The organism is Streptomyces sp. NPDC034111 (genome assembly GCF_055575375.1).
Map to the genome: position 1 here is coordinate 11741 of NZ_JBVIST010000021.1, position 14246 is coordinate 25986.

At 72.7% G+C, this 14246-nt stretch carries 10 protein-coding genes; 8 read left to right on the forward strand and 2 right to left on the reverse strand.

Annotation, left to right across the window (positions count from 1 at the left end; genetic code table 11):
* Positions 1-21 precede the first annotated feature (21 nt).
* From ACZ55A_RS31665 to ACZ55A_RS31700, 8 genes are all read left to right on the forward strand, one after another.
* The gene (locus ACZ55A_RS31665; protein ID WP_468847357.1) at positions 22-2793 is read left to right on the forward strand and encodes a DNA translocase FtsK; all 2772 of its coding nucleotides are present in this window, start codon (positions 22-24) and stop codon (positions 2791-2793) included.
* A gap of 296 nt (positions 2794-3089) precedes the next feature.
* Positions 3090-3899, forward strand: a complete 810-nt coding sequence (locus ACZ55A_RS31670; RefSeq protein ID WP_468847360.1) for a helix-turn-helix domain-containing protein — start codon at positions 3090-3092, stop codon at positions 3897-3899.
* Between the two features lie 103 nt (positions 3900-4002).
* Positions 4003-5514 carry a 30S ribosomal protein S12 methylthiotransferase RimO gene (rimO, locus tag ACZ55A_RS31675; protein WP_468847363.1) on the forward strand — a complete coding sequence of 504 codons (1512 nt, stop codon included), beginning with the start codon at positions 4003-4005 and terminating at the stop codon, positions 5512-5514.
* Positions 5511-6182, forward strand: coding sequence for a CDP-diacylglycerol--glycerol-3-phosphate 3-phosphatidyltransferase (gene pgsA, locus ACZ55A_RS31680; protein WP_468847366.1), 672 nt, complete (start codon positions 5511-5513; stop codon positions 6180-6182). Before rimO ends, pgsA begins: the two co-directional genes overlap by 4 nt.
* Positions 6179-6715: a CinA family protein gene (locus ACZ55A_RS31685; protein WP_468847368.1), complete on the forward strand. Its 537-nt coding sequence runs from the start codon at positions 6179-6181 to the stop codon at positions 6713-6715. The genes pgsA and ACZ55A_RS31685 overlap by 4 nt, the downstream gene beginning before the upstream one ends.
* A gap of 94 nt (positions 6716-6809) precedes the next feature.
* Positions 6810-7193: a helix-turn-helix domain-containing protein gene (locus tag ACZ55A_RS31690; RefSeq protein WP_033267408.1), complete on the forward strand. Its 384-nt coding sequence runs from the start codon at positions 6810-6812 to the stop codon at positions 7191-7193.
* Between the two features lie 218 nt (positions 7194-7411).
* On the forward strand, positions 7412-7885 hold the full coding sequence (locus ACZ55A_RS31695; protein WP_468847371.1) for a Dps family protein: 474 nt from the start codon (positions 7412-7414) through the stop codon (positions 7883-7885).
* A 95-nt stretch (positions 7886-7980) separates the two neighbouring features.
* Complete coding sequence (locus ACZ55A_RS31700) at positions 7981-8346, forward strand: hypothetical protein (protein WP_468847373.1); 366 nt, start codon at positions 7981-7983, stop codon at positions 8344-8346.
* A gap of 28 nt (positions 8347-8374) precedes the next feature.
* On the opposite strand, the gene ACZ55A_RS31705 is transcribed toward ACZ55A_RS31700, so the two are convergent.
* A complete protein-coding gene (locus ACZ55A_RS31705; RefSeq protein ID WP_468847375.1) occupies positions 8375-9193 on the reverse strand; it encodes an Fpg/Nei family DNA glycosylase in 819 nt (272 codons plus the stop codon).
* 146 nt (positions 9194-9339) lie between these two features.
* Positions 9340-14115 (reverse strand): Lhr family helicase, encoded by a 4776-nt coding sequence (locus ACZ55A_RS31710; RefSeq protein ID WP_468847377.1) that lies wholly within the window; start codon positions 14113-14115, stop codon positions 9340-9342.
* Positions 14116-14246: the final 131 nt, after the last annotated feature.

A 14246-nucleotide genomic window follows, 5' to 3' on the forward strand; every position in this document is an offset into this window, starting at 1 on the left:
TTCGCCTGTAATCTCGTCGTCATGGCCTCACGTACGTCCGGCAAGGGAACCCAGAGCGCGGCGGGCCCCTCGAAGCAGCGTGCCGGACGGTCCGGAGGCGCGGCCAAGAAGACCGCCGCGAAGAAGGCGCCCGCCAAGCCGCCGGCCAAGAAGACGGCAGCGAAGAAGGCTCCGGCCAAGAAGGCGCCCGCAAAGAAGGCCGCGCCGAAACCGGCACCGTCACCGACCGGCGGTGTCTACCGCCTCGCCCGCGCCTGCTGGCTCGGCCTCGCGCACGCCATCGGGGCGCTGTTCCGCGGGATGGGCCAGGGAGCGAAGAACCTCGACCCGGCGCACCGCAAGGACGGGCTGGCGCTCGGGCTGCTCGGTCTGGCGCTGGTGATCGCGGCCGGCACCTGGTCCAACCTCTCCGGCCCGGTCGGGGAGCTCGTCGAGCTCCTGGTGACCGGCGCCTTCGGCCGGCTCGACCTGGTCGTACCGATACTGCTGGGCGGTATCGCGGTACGCCTCATCCGCCACCCCGAGAAGCCGGAGGCCAACGGCCGGATCGTCATCGGGCTCTCGGCGCTGGTCATCGGAGTCCTCGGGCAGGTCGCGATGGCCTGCGGATCGCCGGGGCGCAACGACGGCCTCGCCGCCATACAGGACGCCGGGGGCTACCTCGGGTGGGTCTCCTCCAAGCCGCTGATCTTCACCGTCGGCCAGACCCTGGCCGTGGCGCTGCTGGCGCTGCTGACGCTCTTCGGACTGCTGGTGGTCACCGCGACGCCGGTGAACGCCATCCCGCAGCGGCTGAGGGCGCTCGGCGTCCGGCTGGGCGTGCTGCAGCCCCTGGAGCCCGAGGCGGACTTCGACGAGGTCGAGGAGTACGCCGAGGAGTGGCGCGAGCAGCCCGCCCGCAGGGCGCGGCGCAGTGCCGCGGCGGCGCCCGCCGCGACCGACCCGGAGGCCATAGAGGAGGCGGCGCTGGCCAAGCGGCGCCGTCCGCGCCGGGCGTCCGCACAGCCCGCCGCGGACCGGCCGATGGACGCGGTGGATGTCGCCGCCGCGGCCGCCGCGGCGCTGGACGGCGCGGTACTGCACGGCGTCCAGCCCTCACCGCTCGTCGCGGGCCTCAGCAGCAGCATCTCCGGCGAGCGCCGGGAGCACGACGTCGAGGACAGCGGGGCGCAGTCCGGCACGGTCCCGCCGGCCCGCGGCGCGCAGCCCGACCGATCGGCCACCGAGCACACCCCGGCCGTACCGGACTTCACCAAGGCCCCGCCCGAGCCGTCCGGCGACCTGCCCGCGCGCGCCGAACAGCTCCAGCTGTCCGGCGACATCACCTACTCACTGCCCTCGCTGGACCTGCTCTCGCGGGGCGGCCCCGGCAAGACCCGCAGCGCCGCGAACGACGCCATAGTGACCGCGCTGACCACGGTCTTCCAGGAGTTCAAGGTCGACGCCGCGGTCACCGGCTTCACCCGCGGCCCGACGGTCACCCGCTACGAGGTCGAGCTGGGCCCGGCGGTCAAGGTCGAGAAGATCACCGCGCTGGCCAAGAACATCGCCTACGCGGTGGCCAGCCCCGACGTCCGGATCATCAGCCCGATCCCCGGCAAGTCCGCGGTCGGTATCGAGATCCCCAACACCGACCGCGAGATGGTCAACCTCGGCGATGTGCTGAGGCTGGCGGACGCGGCGGGTGACGAGCATCCGATGCTGGTGGCGCTCGGCAAGGACGTCGAGGGCGGCTACGTCATGGCCAACATGACGAAGATGCCGCATGTGCTGGTCGCCGGTGCCACCGGCTCCGGCAAGTCCTCCTGCATCAACTGCCTGATCACCTCGGTCATGGTGCGGGCCACGCCGGAGGACGTCCGGATGGTGCTGGTCGACCCCAAGCGCGTCGAGCTCACCGCGTACGAGGGCATCCCGCATCTGATCACGCCGATCATCACCAACCCCAAGCGGGCCGCCGAGGCGCTGCAATGGGTGGTCCGCGAGATGGACCTGCGCTACGACGACCTCGCGGCCTACGGCTTCCGGCACATCGACGACTTCAATGAAGCGGTGCGCAGCGGCAAGGTCAGCTCGCCCGAGGGCAGTGAGCGGGAGCTGGCGCCGTACCCGTACCTGCTGGTCATCGTCGACGAGCTGGCGGACCTGATGATGGTCGCGCCGCGTGATGTGGAGGACTCGATCGTCCGCATCACCCAGCTCGCCCGTGCGGCCGGTATCCATCTGGTGCTCGCCACCCAGCGGCCGTCCGTCGATGTCGTCACGGGCCTGATCAAGGCCAATGTGCCCTCGCGGCTCGCCTTCGCCACCTCCTCGCTCGCCGACAGCCGGGTCATCCTCGACCAGCCGGGCGCCGAGAAGCTGATCGGCAAGGGTGACGGGCTGTTCCTGCCGATGGGCGCCAACAAGCCGGTCCGTATGCAGGGTGCCTTTGTGACCGAGGCCGAGGTCGCGGCCGTCGTCCAGCACTGCAAGGACCAGATGGCGCCGGTCTTCCGCGACGACGTCACTGTCGGCACGGCGAAGAAGAAGGAGATCGACGAGGACATCGGCGATGACCTCGATCTGCTGTGTCAGGCCGCTGAGCTGGTGGTTTCCACTCAGTTCGGGTCGACGTCGATGCTCCAGCGCAAGCTGCGGGTGGGGTTCGCCAAGGCCGGGCGGCTGATGGACCTGATGGAGTCACGCAACATCGTCGGGCCGAGCGAGGGCTCCAAGGCTCGTGACGTTCTTGTGAAGCCTGATGAGCTGGATGGAGTGCTGGCGGTGATCCGGGGGGAGGCTACCGAGTAGCACACACATCCGGGTCACCTCGGCAGTGGCCGGCGCGTCCTGTTCGGCCGGATTCGGGGAGGCCGGTGGGCGGAAACAGGCTTCGCGGTCACCCGTACGTGAGAAGAAGCAACCGTTTCTCCTGCCGATACGTCAAGTTGAGGGAGGCGACGGAACGATGGTTCATCATCGACACGCATGGCACCCCGCGGGCGTTCCGATGGCGTACAAACTCCGCCCTCCCGCTTGCCCGACCCTTTCGCCCCACCCCTAGACTGAACTTCCAGCAGGTGGCTACACGCTCGAAAGGCGCCCCCGTGTCCATCGGCAACTCCCCCGAAGCAGACCGGCCTTCCGTCGGTCGCGCCCTCCAGCAGGCCCGTATCGGAGCGGGACTGACCGTCGAAGAGGTCAGTACGACGACGCGGGTGCGCATCCCCATCGTGCAGGCGATCGAGCAGGACGACTTCTCGCGCTGTGGCGGCGACGTCTACGCACGGGGCCACATCAGAGCGCTCGCCCGCGCGGTCTCCCTCGACCCCCGCCCGCTGATCGACCACTTCGATGCCGAGCACGGCGGACGGCCCACACCGACCGAGCTCGCCGCCCCGATCTATGAGGCCGAGCGGATCCGCTCCGAGCCGCGCCGCCCCAACTGGACGGCCGCCATGGTCGCGGCGATCGTGGCCGTGGTCGGCTTCGCCGGCTTCACCCTCTTCACCGGTGGCGACAAGAGCGGCAGCGGTCCGATCACGGCCGGCGGTGCCAACGCCAAGCCGGCGCCGGCGCCCACCCGCCACCCTTCGACGATCAAGCCGCCCCTCAAGCCCGAGCCCTCCGACAGCGCGGTGGCCGGGCTGCCCAAGGACAAGGTCACCATCAAGATCACTGCCCGCGACGGCCAGAGCTGGGTCTCCGCCAAGGACGCCAACGGCAAGCTGCTGGAGGACAGCCTGCTCAAGGAGGGCGAGTCCAAGACGATCACCGACAAGAAGCGGATCGACCTGGTCCTCGGCAACGCCCCGGCCGTACAGCTGTACGTCAATGGCAAGGAAGTCAAGAAGATCGGCGAGAAGGGCCCCGTGGAGCGGCTGAGCTACACGCCGGGAGATCCGCAGGCGGGCTGAGCACCACAGCGCCGGAGCACGTCCGCCGCCCGGCCCGGGTCCCCGGGGCCGGCGGCGGAGACCGGCGCCAAAGGGGTGTCCGGGACGAAGTAGGCTGAGGCCTATGCCCGAACGCCGCACTGTCGCCCTTGTCACCCTTGGCTGCGCCCGTAACGAGGTGGACTCGGAGGAGCTCGCAGGCCGCCTGGCGGCGGACGGCTGGGAGCTGGTCGAGGAAGCCGCCGATGCCGATGTCGCCGTCGTCAACACCTGCGGCTTCGTCGAGGCCGCCAAGAAGGACTCCGTCGACGCCCTGCTGGAAGCCAACGATCTGAAGGATCACGGCAGAACCCAGGCCGTGGTGGCCGTCGGCTGCATGGCCGAGCGCTACGGCAAGGAGCTCGCCGAGGCGCTGCCGGAGGCCGACGGGGTCCTCGGCTTTGACGACTACGGCGATATCTCCGACCGCCTTCAGACCATCCTGAGCGGCGGCATCCACGCCTCGCACACGCCGCGCGACCGCCGCAAGCTGCTGCCGATCAGCCCGGCCGAGCGGCAGGGCGCCGCCGATGTCGCGCTGCCCGGCCACGCCCAGACCGATTCCGGCGAGCCGGTTCCGCCGGCGGGTCTGCCCGAGGACCTGCCGGAGGGCATCGCCCCGGCCTCCGGACCGCGGGCGCCGCTGCGCCGCCGCCTCGGCACCAGCCCGGTGGCCTCGGTGAAGCTGGCCTCCGGCTGCGACCGGCGCTGCTCGTTCTGCGCCATCCCGTCCTTCCGCGGCTCGTTCATCTCGCGCCGCCCCTCGGACGTCCTCGGCGAGACCCGCTGGCTGGCCGAGCAGGGCGTCAAGGAGATCATGCTGGTCTCCGAGAACAACACCTCCTACGGCAAGGACCTCGGCGACATCCGGCTGCTGGAGACGCTGCTGCCGGAGCTGGCGGCCGTCGACGGCATCGAGCGGATCCGGGTCAGCTACCTCCAGCCGGCCGAGATGCGTCCGGGGCTGATCGACGTCCTGACCGGGACGGACAAGGTCGCGCCGTACTTCGACCTGTCCTTCCAGCACTCCGCGCCCGGAGTGCTGCGGGCGATGCGCCGCTTCGGCGACACCGACCGCTTCCTGGACCTGCTCGCGCAGATCCGTACGAAGGCGCCGCAGGCCGGTGCCCGCTCGAACTTCATCGTCGGCTTCCCCGGGGAGAGCGAGAGCGACCTGGCGGAGCTGGAGCGCTTCATCACCGAGGCGCGGCTCGATGCCATCGGCGTCTTCGGTTACTCCGACGAGGACGGCACCGAGGCCGCCTCGTACGAGAACAAGGTCGATCCGGACGAGGTCGCCGAGCGGCTGGCGCGGGTGTCGCGGCTGGCCGAGGAGCTGACCGCGCAGCGCGCCGAGGAGCGGGTCGGCGAAACCGTGCGGGTGCTGGTCGACCGGATCGACGACGAGGACGGCATCGTCGGGCGGGCCGCGCACCAGGCGCCGGAGACCGACGGGGTCACCCTGCTCTCGACCGCCCTGGAGCTCTCGCCCGGTCGTATGGTCGAAGCAAAGGTGGTCGCGAGCGAGGGCGTGGACCTCGTGGCCGAGGTGCTGTCGGTGGACGGCACAGGGTGTACCGAGGAGGCGGGCAGATGACCGGAGTCCCGGCTTCCGCCGCTGGTGGGCCGCGCACGGCGCCGGTCGTCCGGCAGGCCGGGCTGTGGAACATCGCCAACGTCCTGACGATGCTGCGGCTGGTGCTGGTCCCGGCCTTCGTCCTGCTGCTGATGCACGACAACGGGACCGACCGGGCCTGGCGCGCCTTCGCCTGGGCGGCCTTCGCCGTCGCCATGATCACCGATGTCTTCGACGGGCACCTGGCGCGCACGTACAACCTGGTCACCGACTTCGGCAAGATCGCCGACCCGATCGCGGACAAGGCGATCATGGGGGCCGCGCTGATCTGTCTGTCGGTGCTGGGCGATCTGCCCTGGTGGGTGACGGGCGTGATCCTCTTCCGGGAGCTCGGCATCACGCTGATGCGGTTCTGGGTGATCAAGCACGGTGTGATTCCGGCCAGCCGCGGCGGCAAGATCAAGACATTGGCGCAGGGCACCGCGGTCGGGATGTACGTCCTGGTGCTGACCGGCCCCCTGGCTTCCTTCCGCTGGTGGGTGATGGCGGTGGCTGTGGTGCTGACGGTCGCGACCGGCCTCGACTACGTCCGGCAGGCCGTGATGATGCGCCGGGCCGGGCTGGCCAGGGAGCGCGCCGAGCGGGCCGCGAAGACCGAGGCCGAGGCCGGAAGGAACACCGCGCGGTGAGCGGGCCGGGTTCTGTGGCGGCCGGGGCGCTGGAACTGCTCGCGGGGCGCGGACAGAGCCTGGCGGTCGCCGAGTCGCTCACCGGCGGCCTGGTATCGGGCGCGCTGACCGCCGTCCCCGGGGCCTCACGGGTGCTGCGCGGCTCGGTCACGGCGTACGCCACCGAGCTCAAGCGGGAGCTGCTGGGCGTGGACGGTGCCCTGCTGGCCGCGCGCGGAGCGGTGGACGCCGAGGTCGCGCGGCAGATGGCGGACGGTGTGCGGCGGGTGCTGGGCGCCGACTGGGGCATCGCCACGACCGGTGTGGCCGGGCCCGAGCCGCAGGACGGGCAGCCGGTGGGCACCGTTTTCGTGGCGGTCCGGGGCCCGGGCGGCGCCGGAGAGGTGCGCCGGCTTGCGCTGTCGGGGGATCGTGACCGGATCCGCCGAGACACCATCGACGCCGTGCTCGCACTGTTGTTGAGCGAACTGACAGAAAATAGGCGGGCACAGGATACGGAACAACACGGGGGGAATGGATGTTTGCAGCCCTGAGTGAACACGTAATTGCACCCCGCACGGCCGCGGCCCGAGGCGGTACGGTGGGGCGAGAAGGATCCGGATCCGAGGTCCGAGGAGGGAGCCAGCGATGATTCTGCTTCGTCGCCTGCTGGGTGACGTGCTGCGCCGACAGCGTCAGCGCCAAGGCCGCACCCTGCGCGAGGTCTCGTCCTCCGCTCGGGTGTCGCTCGGCTATTTGTCCGAGGTCGAGAGGGGCCAGAAGGAGGCGTCCTCCGAGCTGCTCTCGGCGATCTGTGACGCGCTGGATGTGCGCATGTCCGAGCTCATGCGGGAGGTCAGTGACGAGCTGGCGCTCGCCGAGCTGGCAGCATCCGCGGCCGCGAGCGACCCGGTGCCGGCACCGGTGCGGCCGAAGCTCAATTCGGTGTCCGTCACTTCCCTGGCCGGTGTGCCCGAGGAGCGCGTGACCATCAAGTCCCCGGCCGACGTCGTGGATGTCGTCGCGGCCTGACACCCCTGTTCGTACGCAGTGAGCCCCGGCGGGCAGCAGTCCGCCGGGGCTCACTGCTGTCCGCGTGCGCGGGGCGCGCACGGCTGTGGTGAGCGCGCGGGCGGTCCTCCCGGGCCGCCCGGAGCCTGCGATTCATTTGTACGATGGCCAAATCGGATAAATCGCCCGATCGGTAACAGAGCAGTCGCTCCCTTTCTCGCTCGAACAGGAGTAACCGGATGTCTGTGGTCAAGAGCACGCTGGCCGACGAAGACCGCACCACCGTCGGCAGCGCCCTGCAAGGAGCCCTCGTCGATCTGGTCGACCTCTCCCTCATCGCCAAGCAGGTGCACTGGAACGTGATCGGCCCCCGCTTCCGCTCCGTCCACCTCCAGCTCGACGAGGTGGTCGCCAGCGCCCGTAAGCACGCCGACACGGTGGCCGAGCGGGCGTCCGCGATCGGGGTGTCCCCCGACGGCCGGGCCGCCACCGTCGCCAAGACCAGCGGCATCAGCGAGGTGCAGGACGGCTGGATCAAGGACGGTGAAGTGGTGCGGGCCATGGTGAGCGCCCTGGGCGCGGTCGTCCGCAGGATGCGCGAGCGGATCATCGCCACCGCCGAGCCGGACCCGGTCAGCCAGGACATCCTCATCGGCCTCACCGCCGACCTGGAGAAGCACCACTGGATGTTCCAGGCCGAGGCACACCACTGACCGGGGCTTGCGGCGGCGCCTGCGCGCCGGCAATGCGCCGGTGCGCTCTCCCCGCCGGCGGCGGGCCCGTCTAGCGTCGGCCGGAGGAGGCACCCATGGCATGGCGTGGATCGGCGGCCCGCAGACCGGCCGGGCGGCTCCCGGGCCGTGAACCGGCCGGTCGGCGCCGGCCGGCCGTGCCGGCGCGCTGGATATCCGCGGCCCTGGCCGGGGGACTGTGGTGGTGGGCCGCGCTCCGGCTGATGCTGTGCCCGCATGCGGCGGGCGTGGTCGAGGGAGCCGCGGTGCTGGGGGGCTGGGGGCTCAGCCTGCTGCCGGTGCACTGCGTCCCCTGGCAGGGGCGGGGCGAGGGTACCTGCCGGCGTGCGGCGGCTCAGGGGGTGCGGGAGGCTCGCGCGGCGCTCACCAGGGCATGGCAACGGCGCCGGTCGGGCGCAGGCACTGAGGAGCGACGGCGGTGATGCGCAGGCCGTGGCGGGTGACGGGGTGTCAATTGCCGGGCAGGACGCTTCGGCCGCCGGGCGGGCCGGGCTGGCAGGCCGGGCACCAGTAGGTGACGCGTTCCTCCGCGGTCGGGTCCTGGTCGGCGGTGCGCACCGGCGTACCGCAGCGCAGACAGGGGCGGCCGGCCCGGCCGTACACCCACAGCCGGCGATCCGGGCGGGCGCTGGGCGTGGTGATACGGGCCGGGCGCCGCTTGTTGGCCTCGAGGAGCTTCTTGGCGAGCACGGGGACGCGCTGCGGCTCAGGGAGCTCCCGCACGGGGAGCCAGGGGGAGGCGCGCAGCAGGAAGCACAGCTCGGACTTGTAGACATTGCCGATCCCGGCGAGATTGCGCTGGTCGAGCAGGGCCTCGCCGAGCGGCCGGGCGGGATCGGCGAGCAGCCGGCCAAGGGCCTCCTCGGGGTCCCAGTCGGGGCCGAGGAGATCGGGCCCCAGGTGGCCGACGACCCGGGATTCGTCGGCGGTGCGCAGCAGGTCGAGGACGGGCAGGCGGTAGCCGACCGCGGTGTGCTCCGCCGTGCCGAGGACCGCCCTGATCTGGTGGGCGGGGCCGCCACGCCAGCGCTCGTCCGGGCCGTAGAGCTGCCAGGCACCGTCCATCCGCAGATGGGAGTGCAGGGTCAGGCCGCCCTCGAAGCGGGTGAGGAGGTGCTTGCCCCGGGGAACCACCTCCCGGACGCCGCGGCCGGTGAGATCCACCGTCGCGAGCCGGGGCATCCGCAGGTCGCAGCGGGTCAGCGGGTGGCCGGCCAGCGCTTCGTGGAGCCGCTGGGCCAAGCGCCAGACGGTGTCGCCTTCGGGCATGCCACCATCATGCCGGGAGCGCCGGGAGCGCCGGGAGCGCCGGGAGCGCCGGGATTCTGGGGGCGGGGGCGGGGGCGGGGGCGGGGGCGGGGGCCGACAGGTGGGGTTGCGAGCCGGGGCGCCCGTCGGCCGGGGCGTCGGTGTGCTCAGCCCCGTAGTCGCAGCCCCCGCGGGGTCGGATGGAAGCCGGCGGATTCCAGGACGGGGGCGAAGGGGGAGGTGAGGGCCGCGGTGCCGTTGATGCGTTCGGTGGTGATGGTGCCCAGCGCGCCGGCGCGGGCGGCGTCGGTGAGCGCCTCGACGGCGAGCCGGAGGCGGGGCTCGTGGGGCGCCTGGGCCGGATCCTGGCCGAGGGGCCAGAAGAGCAGGGTCTTGCCACCGCGCTCCATATAGAGCGTCAGCTCGCCGTCGACCAGCACGACCAGGGAACCCGCCTTACGCCCGGGCTTGTGGGTCGAACCCTCCGGCGGATCGGGCCAGGGCAGGGCGGCACCGTAGGCGTTGGCCGGGTCGGCGGCGGCCAGCACGACGGCGCGCTGAGGACCGCCGCGCCGCGGCTGCGCCGGTCCGGAGTCCGCCAGGGCGTCATCGGTGGTGCGCTCGCGCTGGGTGCTGACCGCGCGCAGCCGGTCCACCGCGCCGTCCATCGCGAACTGGGCGGCGCCCAGCCCCTCGACGACATAGCCGCGGCGGGCCTGACCGGACTCCTCGAACGCGGCCAGTACCCGGTACGCCGCGGAGAACCCGCCCTCGACCCCTTCGGCGGCCACCGCACCGCGGGTGACGATGCCATGGCGGTCCAGGAGCGTACGGGCCAGGGCGTGGGCGCGGTGGGTGGCGTCCGGCTCGGGGGCGGGCAGCAGTGACCAGCGGCCGCCCACGGTCGGCGGGCCCGAACGGGAGGCGGTGGGGCGGCCGCTGCGGCCCGTGGCCGCGGTCAGCGAGCCGTATCGGCCACGGGGCACCGCGCGCCGGGCGCGGTGGGCGGTCGAGCCTGCCGTACGGCCCGAGCCGAGGAGGGCGCGCAGCGGGGCCAGGGTGTCATTGGTCAGCCGCCCCGACCAGGCCAGATCCCAGAGCGCATCGGCCAGTTGGGGATCCGTGACCTCGGGGTGGGTGGTGGCGCGGACCTGGTCGGCGAGCTGGCGGAAGAACAGGCCGTAGCCGGGGGCCAGAGCGGTCAGCAGAGATTCGTGCAGCGCGGTCAGCTCCAGGGGGAGCGGCGGCGGAAGCAGCAGGGGGGCCGCATCGGCGAGATGGAGGGAGAGCCAGCCGTCCTTGCCGGGCAGCGCACCGGCACCGGCCCACAGCACCTCGCCGGTGGCGGTCAGTTCGTCCAGCATGGCGGGGGAGTAGCCGGCGACCCGGGACGGCAGCACCAGCTTCTCCAGGGCGGAGGCCGGCACCGGCGCGCCCTGCAACTGCTCGATGGCGCGCACCAGTCCGTCGATGCCGCGCAGGCTGTGCGACGCGCCACCGGCCGGTGCCGGTGTGCCGCTCACCGTCGCCGGGCGCGGCGGGCCGACATGCTGCCACTGGGGGAGGAAGGCGGCGAGCGCGGCGGGCGGCACCGGCTCCAGTTCCTCGCGCAGCGCCGCGAGCGAGCGCCGGCGCAGCCTGCGCAGCACCTGCGCGTCACACCACTCCTGGCCGATGCCCGCGGGGTGGAACTCCCCCTGGACGACCCGGCCGGCGGCGGCGAGGCGGTGCAGCGCGCCGTCGGTGACGGCCGTGCCCAGGCCGAAGCGGGCGGCGGCCTGCTCGGAGGTGAACGGGCCGTGCGTACGGGCATACCGGGACAGCAGGTCGCCGAGCGGGTCCTTGACCGGTTCGGTGAACGACTCGGGGACACCGACCGGCAGCGCCGTGCCCAGCGCATCGCGGAGCCGGCCGGCGTCCTCGACCGCGGCCCAGTGGTCGGCGCCGGCGATCCGCACCGAGATGGCCCGGCGGGCGGCGGCCAGCTCCCTGGGCCACGCCGGGTCCGCACCCCGCTCCACCAGCTCGGCGTCGGTCAGCGGACCCAGCAGCCGCAGTACGTCCGCGACGGCCTCAGGATCCTTGACCCGCCGGTCCTCGGTGCGCCATTGCAGCTCGCGCTCCAGCTCGGCCAGCACCTCGGCGTCCAGCAGTTCGCGCAGCTCGGCCTGGCCCAGCAGCTCGGCGAGCAGCCGGGAGTCGAGGGACAGGGCCGCCGCGCGGCGCTCCGCGAGCGGGGAGTCGCCCTCGTAGAGGAACTGGGCGACGTAGCCGAACAGCAGCGAGCGCGCGAACGGCGACGCTTCGGGTGTGGTGACCTCCACCAGCCGGACCCGACGGGCTTCGATGTCGCCCATCAGCTCCGCCAGCCCCGGTACGTCGAAGACGTCCTGGAGGCATTCGCGCACGGCCTCCAGCACGATCGGGAAGGACCCGAACTCGCTGGCCACCTGGAGCAGTTGGGCCGCGCGCTGGCGCTGCTGCCACAACGGCGTGCGCTTGCCGGGGCTGCGCCGCGGCAGCAGCAGCGCGCGGGCCGCGCACTCCCGGAACCGGGAGGCGAACAGCGCCGAACCGCCCACCTGGTCCGTGACGAGCTGGTCGACCTCCCCCTGGTCGAAGGCGACATCGGCCGCCCCCACGGGCGACTGCTCGGGGTCGAACTCCGCACCCCGCGCGCCCAGGCCCGGATCGGCGGACGGCCCGAACCCGCCGTCCCCGTCGAGGAGATCGAGACCCATCAGGTCGGCGTCGGGCAGCCGCAGCACGATGCCGTCGTCGGCGTGCATCACCTGGGCGTCCATGCCGTAGCGCTCGGTGAGACGGGCACCGAGGGCCAGTGCCCAGGGGGCGTGGACCTGCGCGCCGAAGGGGGAGTGGATCACCACCCGCCAGTCGCCCAGCTCGTCACGGAACCGCTCGACGACGATCGTGCGGTCGTCGGGGACATGGCCGCAGGCCTGCTTCTGCTCGGCCAGATAGCCCAGCACGTTGGACACCGCCCAGTCGTCCAGCCCGGCGGCGGACAGCCGGGCCCCGGCGTCCTCCGGGGAGAGCGAGCCGATCTCGCGGAGGAACGCGCCCAGCGCACGGCCCAGTTCGAGGGGGCGGCCGAGCTGGTCGCCCTTCCAGAAGGGCAGCCGGCCGGGCACTCCGGGGGCGGGGGTGACCAGCACCCGGTCGCGGGTGATGTCCTCGATGCGCCAGGATGTCGTACCGAGCGTGAACACATCGCCGACGCGGGACTCGTAGACCATTTCCTCGTCCAGCTCGCCCACCCGGCGGCCGCCGCCCTTGCCGGAGTCGCCGCCCGCCAGGAACACCCCGAACAGACCGCGGTCGGGGATCGTTCCACCGGACGTCACGGCCAGACGCTGGGCACCGGGGCGGCCGGTCACGGTCTGTGCGACGCGGTCCCACACCAGGCGCGGCCGCAGCTCGGCGAAGGCGTCCGAGGGGTAGCGGCCGGCGAGCATGTCCAGCACGGCCGTGAACGCCGACTCCGGGAGCGCGGCGAACGGGGCGGCCCGCCGGACCACGGCCAGCAGCTCCGCCACGTCCCAGGTGTCCATCGCGGCCATGGCGACGACCTGCTGGGCGAGCACATCCAGCGGATTGGCGGGCACCCGCAGCGCCTCGATGGCCCCCGAGCGCATCCGCTCCGTCACCACGGCCGCCTGCACCAGATCCCCGCGGTACTTGGGGAAGACGATGCCCGTCGAGACCGCGCCCACCTGATGCCCGGCCCGGCCCACCCGCTGCAAACCGGACGCGACCGACGGCGGCGACTCCACCTGGACGACCAGATCCACCGCGCCCATGTCGATACCCAGCTCCAGGCTGGAGGTGGCCACCACAGCAGGCAGCCGGCCCGCCTTCAAGTCCTCCTCCACCTGGGCACGTTGCTCCTTGGACACCGAGCCGTGGTGCGCACGGGCCAGCAGCGGCGGCGCGCCCTTGGCGGCACCGGCCTCGGCCATCAGCTCCGCGGGGGAATGGTGCTCGGGCAGCGCCGTCCCCGTCGTCCGCTCGTAGGCGATCTCGTTGAGCCGGTTGCACAGCCGCTCCGCCAGGCGGCGGGAGTTGGCGAAGACGATCGTGGAGCGATGGGCCTGGACGAGATCGGCGATCCGCTCCTCGACCTGCGGCCAGATGGACGGCTTCTCCCCGGTGTCGCCCTCCTGGACCGGCGAGCCGCCCAGCTCACCCATGTCCTCCACCGGGACGACCACAGAGAGGTCGAAGCGCTTCCCGGACGGCGGCTGGACGATCTCCGCCCGGCGCCGGGGCGACAGATACCGGGCCACCTCCTCCACCGGGCGCACCGTCGCCGACAGCCCGATCCGGCGCGCCGGGCGCTGGAGCAGCTCGTCGAGCCGCTCCAGGGACAGCGCCAGATGCGCCCCGCGCTTCGTGCCCGCGACCGCGTGCACCTCGTCCACGATCACCGTCTCGACGCCCGCCAGCGCCTCCCGCGCGGAGGACGTCAGCATCAGGAACAGCGATTCGGGGGTGGTGATGAGGATGTCCGGCGGGCGGTTGGCGATCGACCGGCGCTCGGCGGGCGGAGTGTCCCCGGAGCGGATGCCGACGGTGATGTCCGGCTCCGGCAGCCCCAGACGGACCGACTCCTGGCGGATTCCCGTCAGGGGACTGCGCAGATTGCGCTCCACATCGACGGCCAGCGCCTTCAGCGGTGAGACATACAGCACCCGGCAGCGCTTCTTCGGCTCCGCGGGCGGGGGCGTGCTCGCCAGCGCGTCCAGCGACGCGAGGAACGCGGCGAGCGTCTTTCCGGACCCGGTCGGCGCCACCACCAGCACGTCCGAGCCGGCCCCGATCGCCCGCCAGGCACCCTCCTGCGCCGCGGTGGGCGCGCTGAACGCCCCGGCGAACCATCCGCGGGTCGCGGGGGAGAACGATGCGAGCGCTGTCTCGGCCATGTTCCCCATCGTGCACCGGACCACTGACAACGCGGCCCCCGCGAGCCCGGCACCCGGCTGCCGGCGGGGCCCTCCCCGGCCGTCCACACCGCGGACGCGCAGGTCGCGGCCCCTTGCCAGGACGCAGAATG

Bases quoted from the DNA above. Each gene is read 5' to 3' on its own strand.
- ACZ55A_RS31695 (WP_468847371.1), top strand. From the start codon at position 7,412: ATGTCTGTGGTCAAGAGCACGCTGGCCGACGAAGACCGCACCACCGTC.
- ACZ55A_RS31665 (WP_468847357.1), top strand. From the start codon at position 22: ATGGCCTCACGTACGTCCGGCAAGGGAACCCAGAGCGCGGCGGGCCCC.
- ACZ55A_RS31710 (WP_468847377.1), bottom strand. From the start codon at position 14,115: ATGGCCGAGACAGCGCTCGCATCGTTCTCCCCCGCGACCCGCGGATGG.
- ACZ55A_RS31690 (WP_033267408.1), top strand. From the start codon at position 6,810: ATGATTCTGCTTCGTCGCCTGCTGGGTGACGTGCTGCGCCGACAGCGT.
- ACZ55A_RS31705 (WP_468847375.1), bottom strand. From the start codon at position 9,193: ATGCCCGAAGGCGACACCGTCTGGCGCTTGGCCCAGCGGCTCCACGAA.
- pgsA (WP_468847366.1), top strand. From the start codon at position 5,511: ATGACCGGAGTCCCGGCTTCCGCCGCTGGTGGGCCGCGCACGGCGCCG.
- ACZ55A_RS31700 (WP_468847373.1), top strand. From the start codon at position 7,981: ATGGCATGGCGTGGATCGGCGGCCCGCAGACCGGCCGGGCGGCTCCCG.
- rimO (WP_468847363.1), top strand. From the start codon at position 4,003: ATGCCCGAACGCCGCACTGTCGCCCTTGTCACCCTTGGCTGCGCCCGT.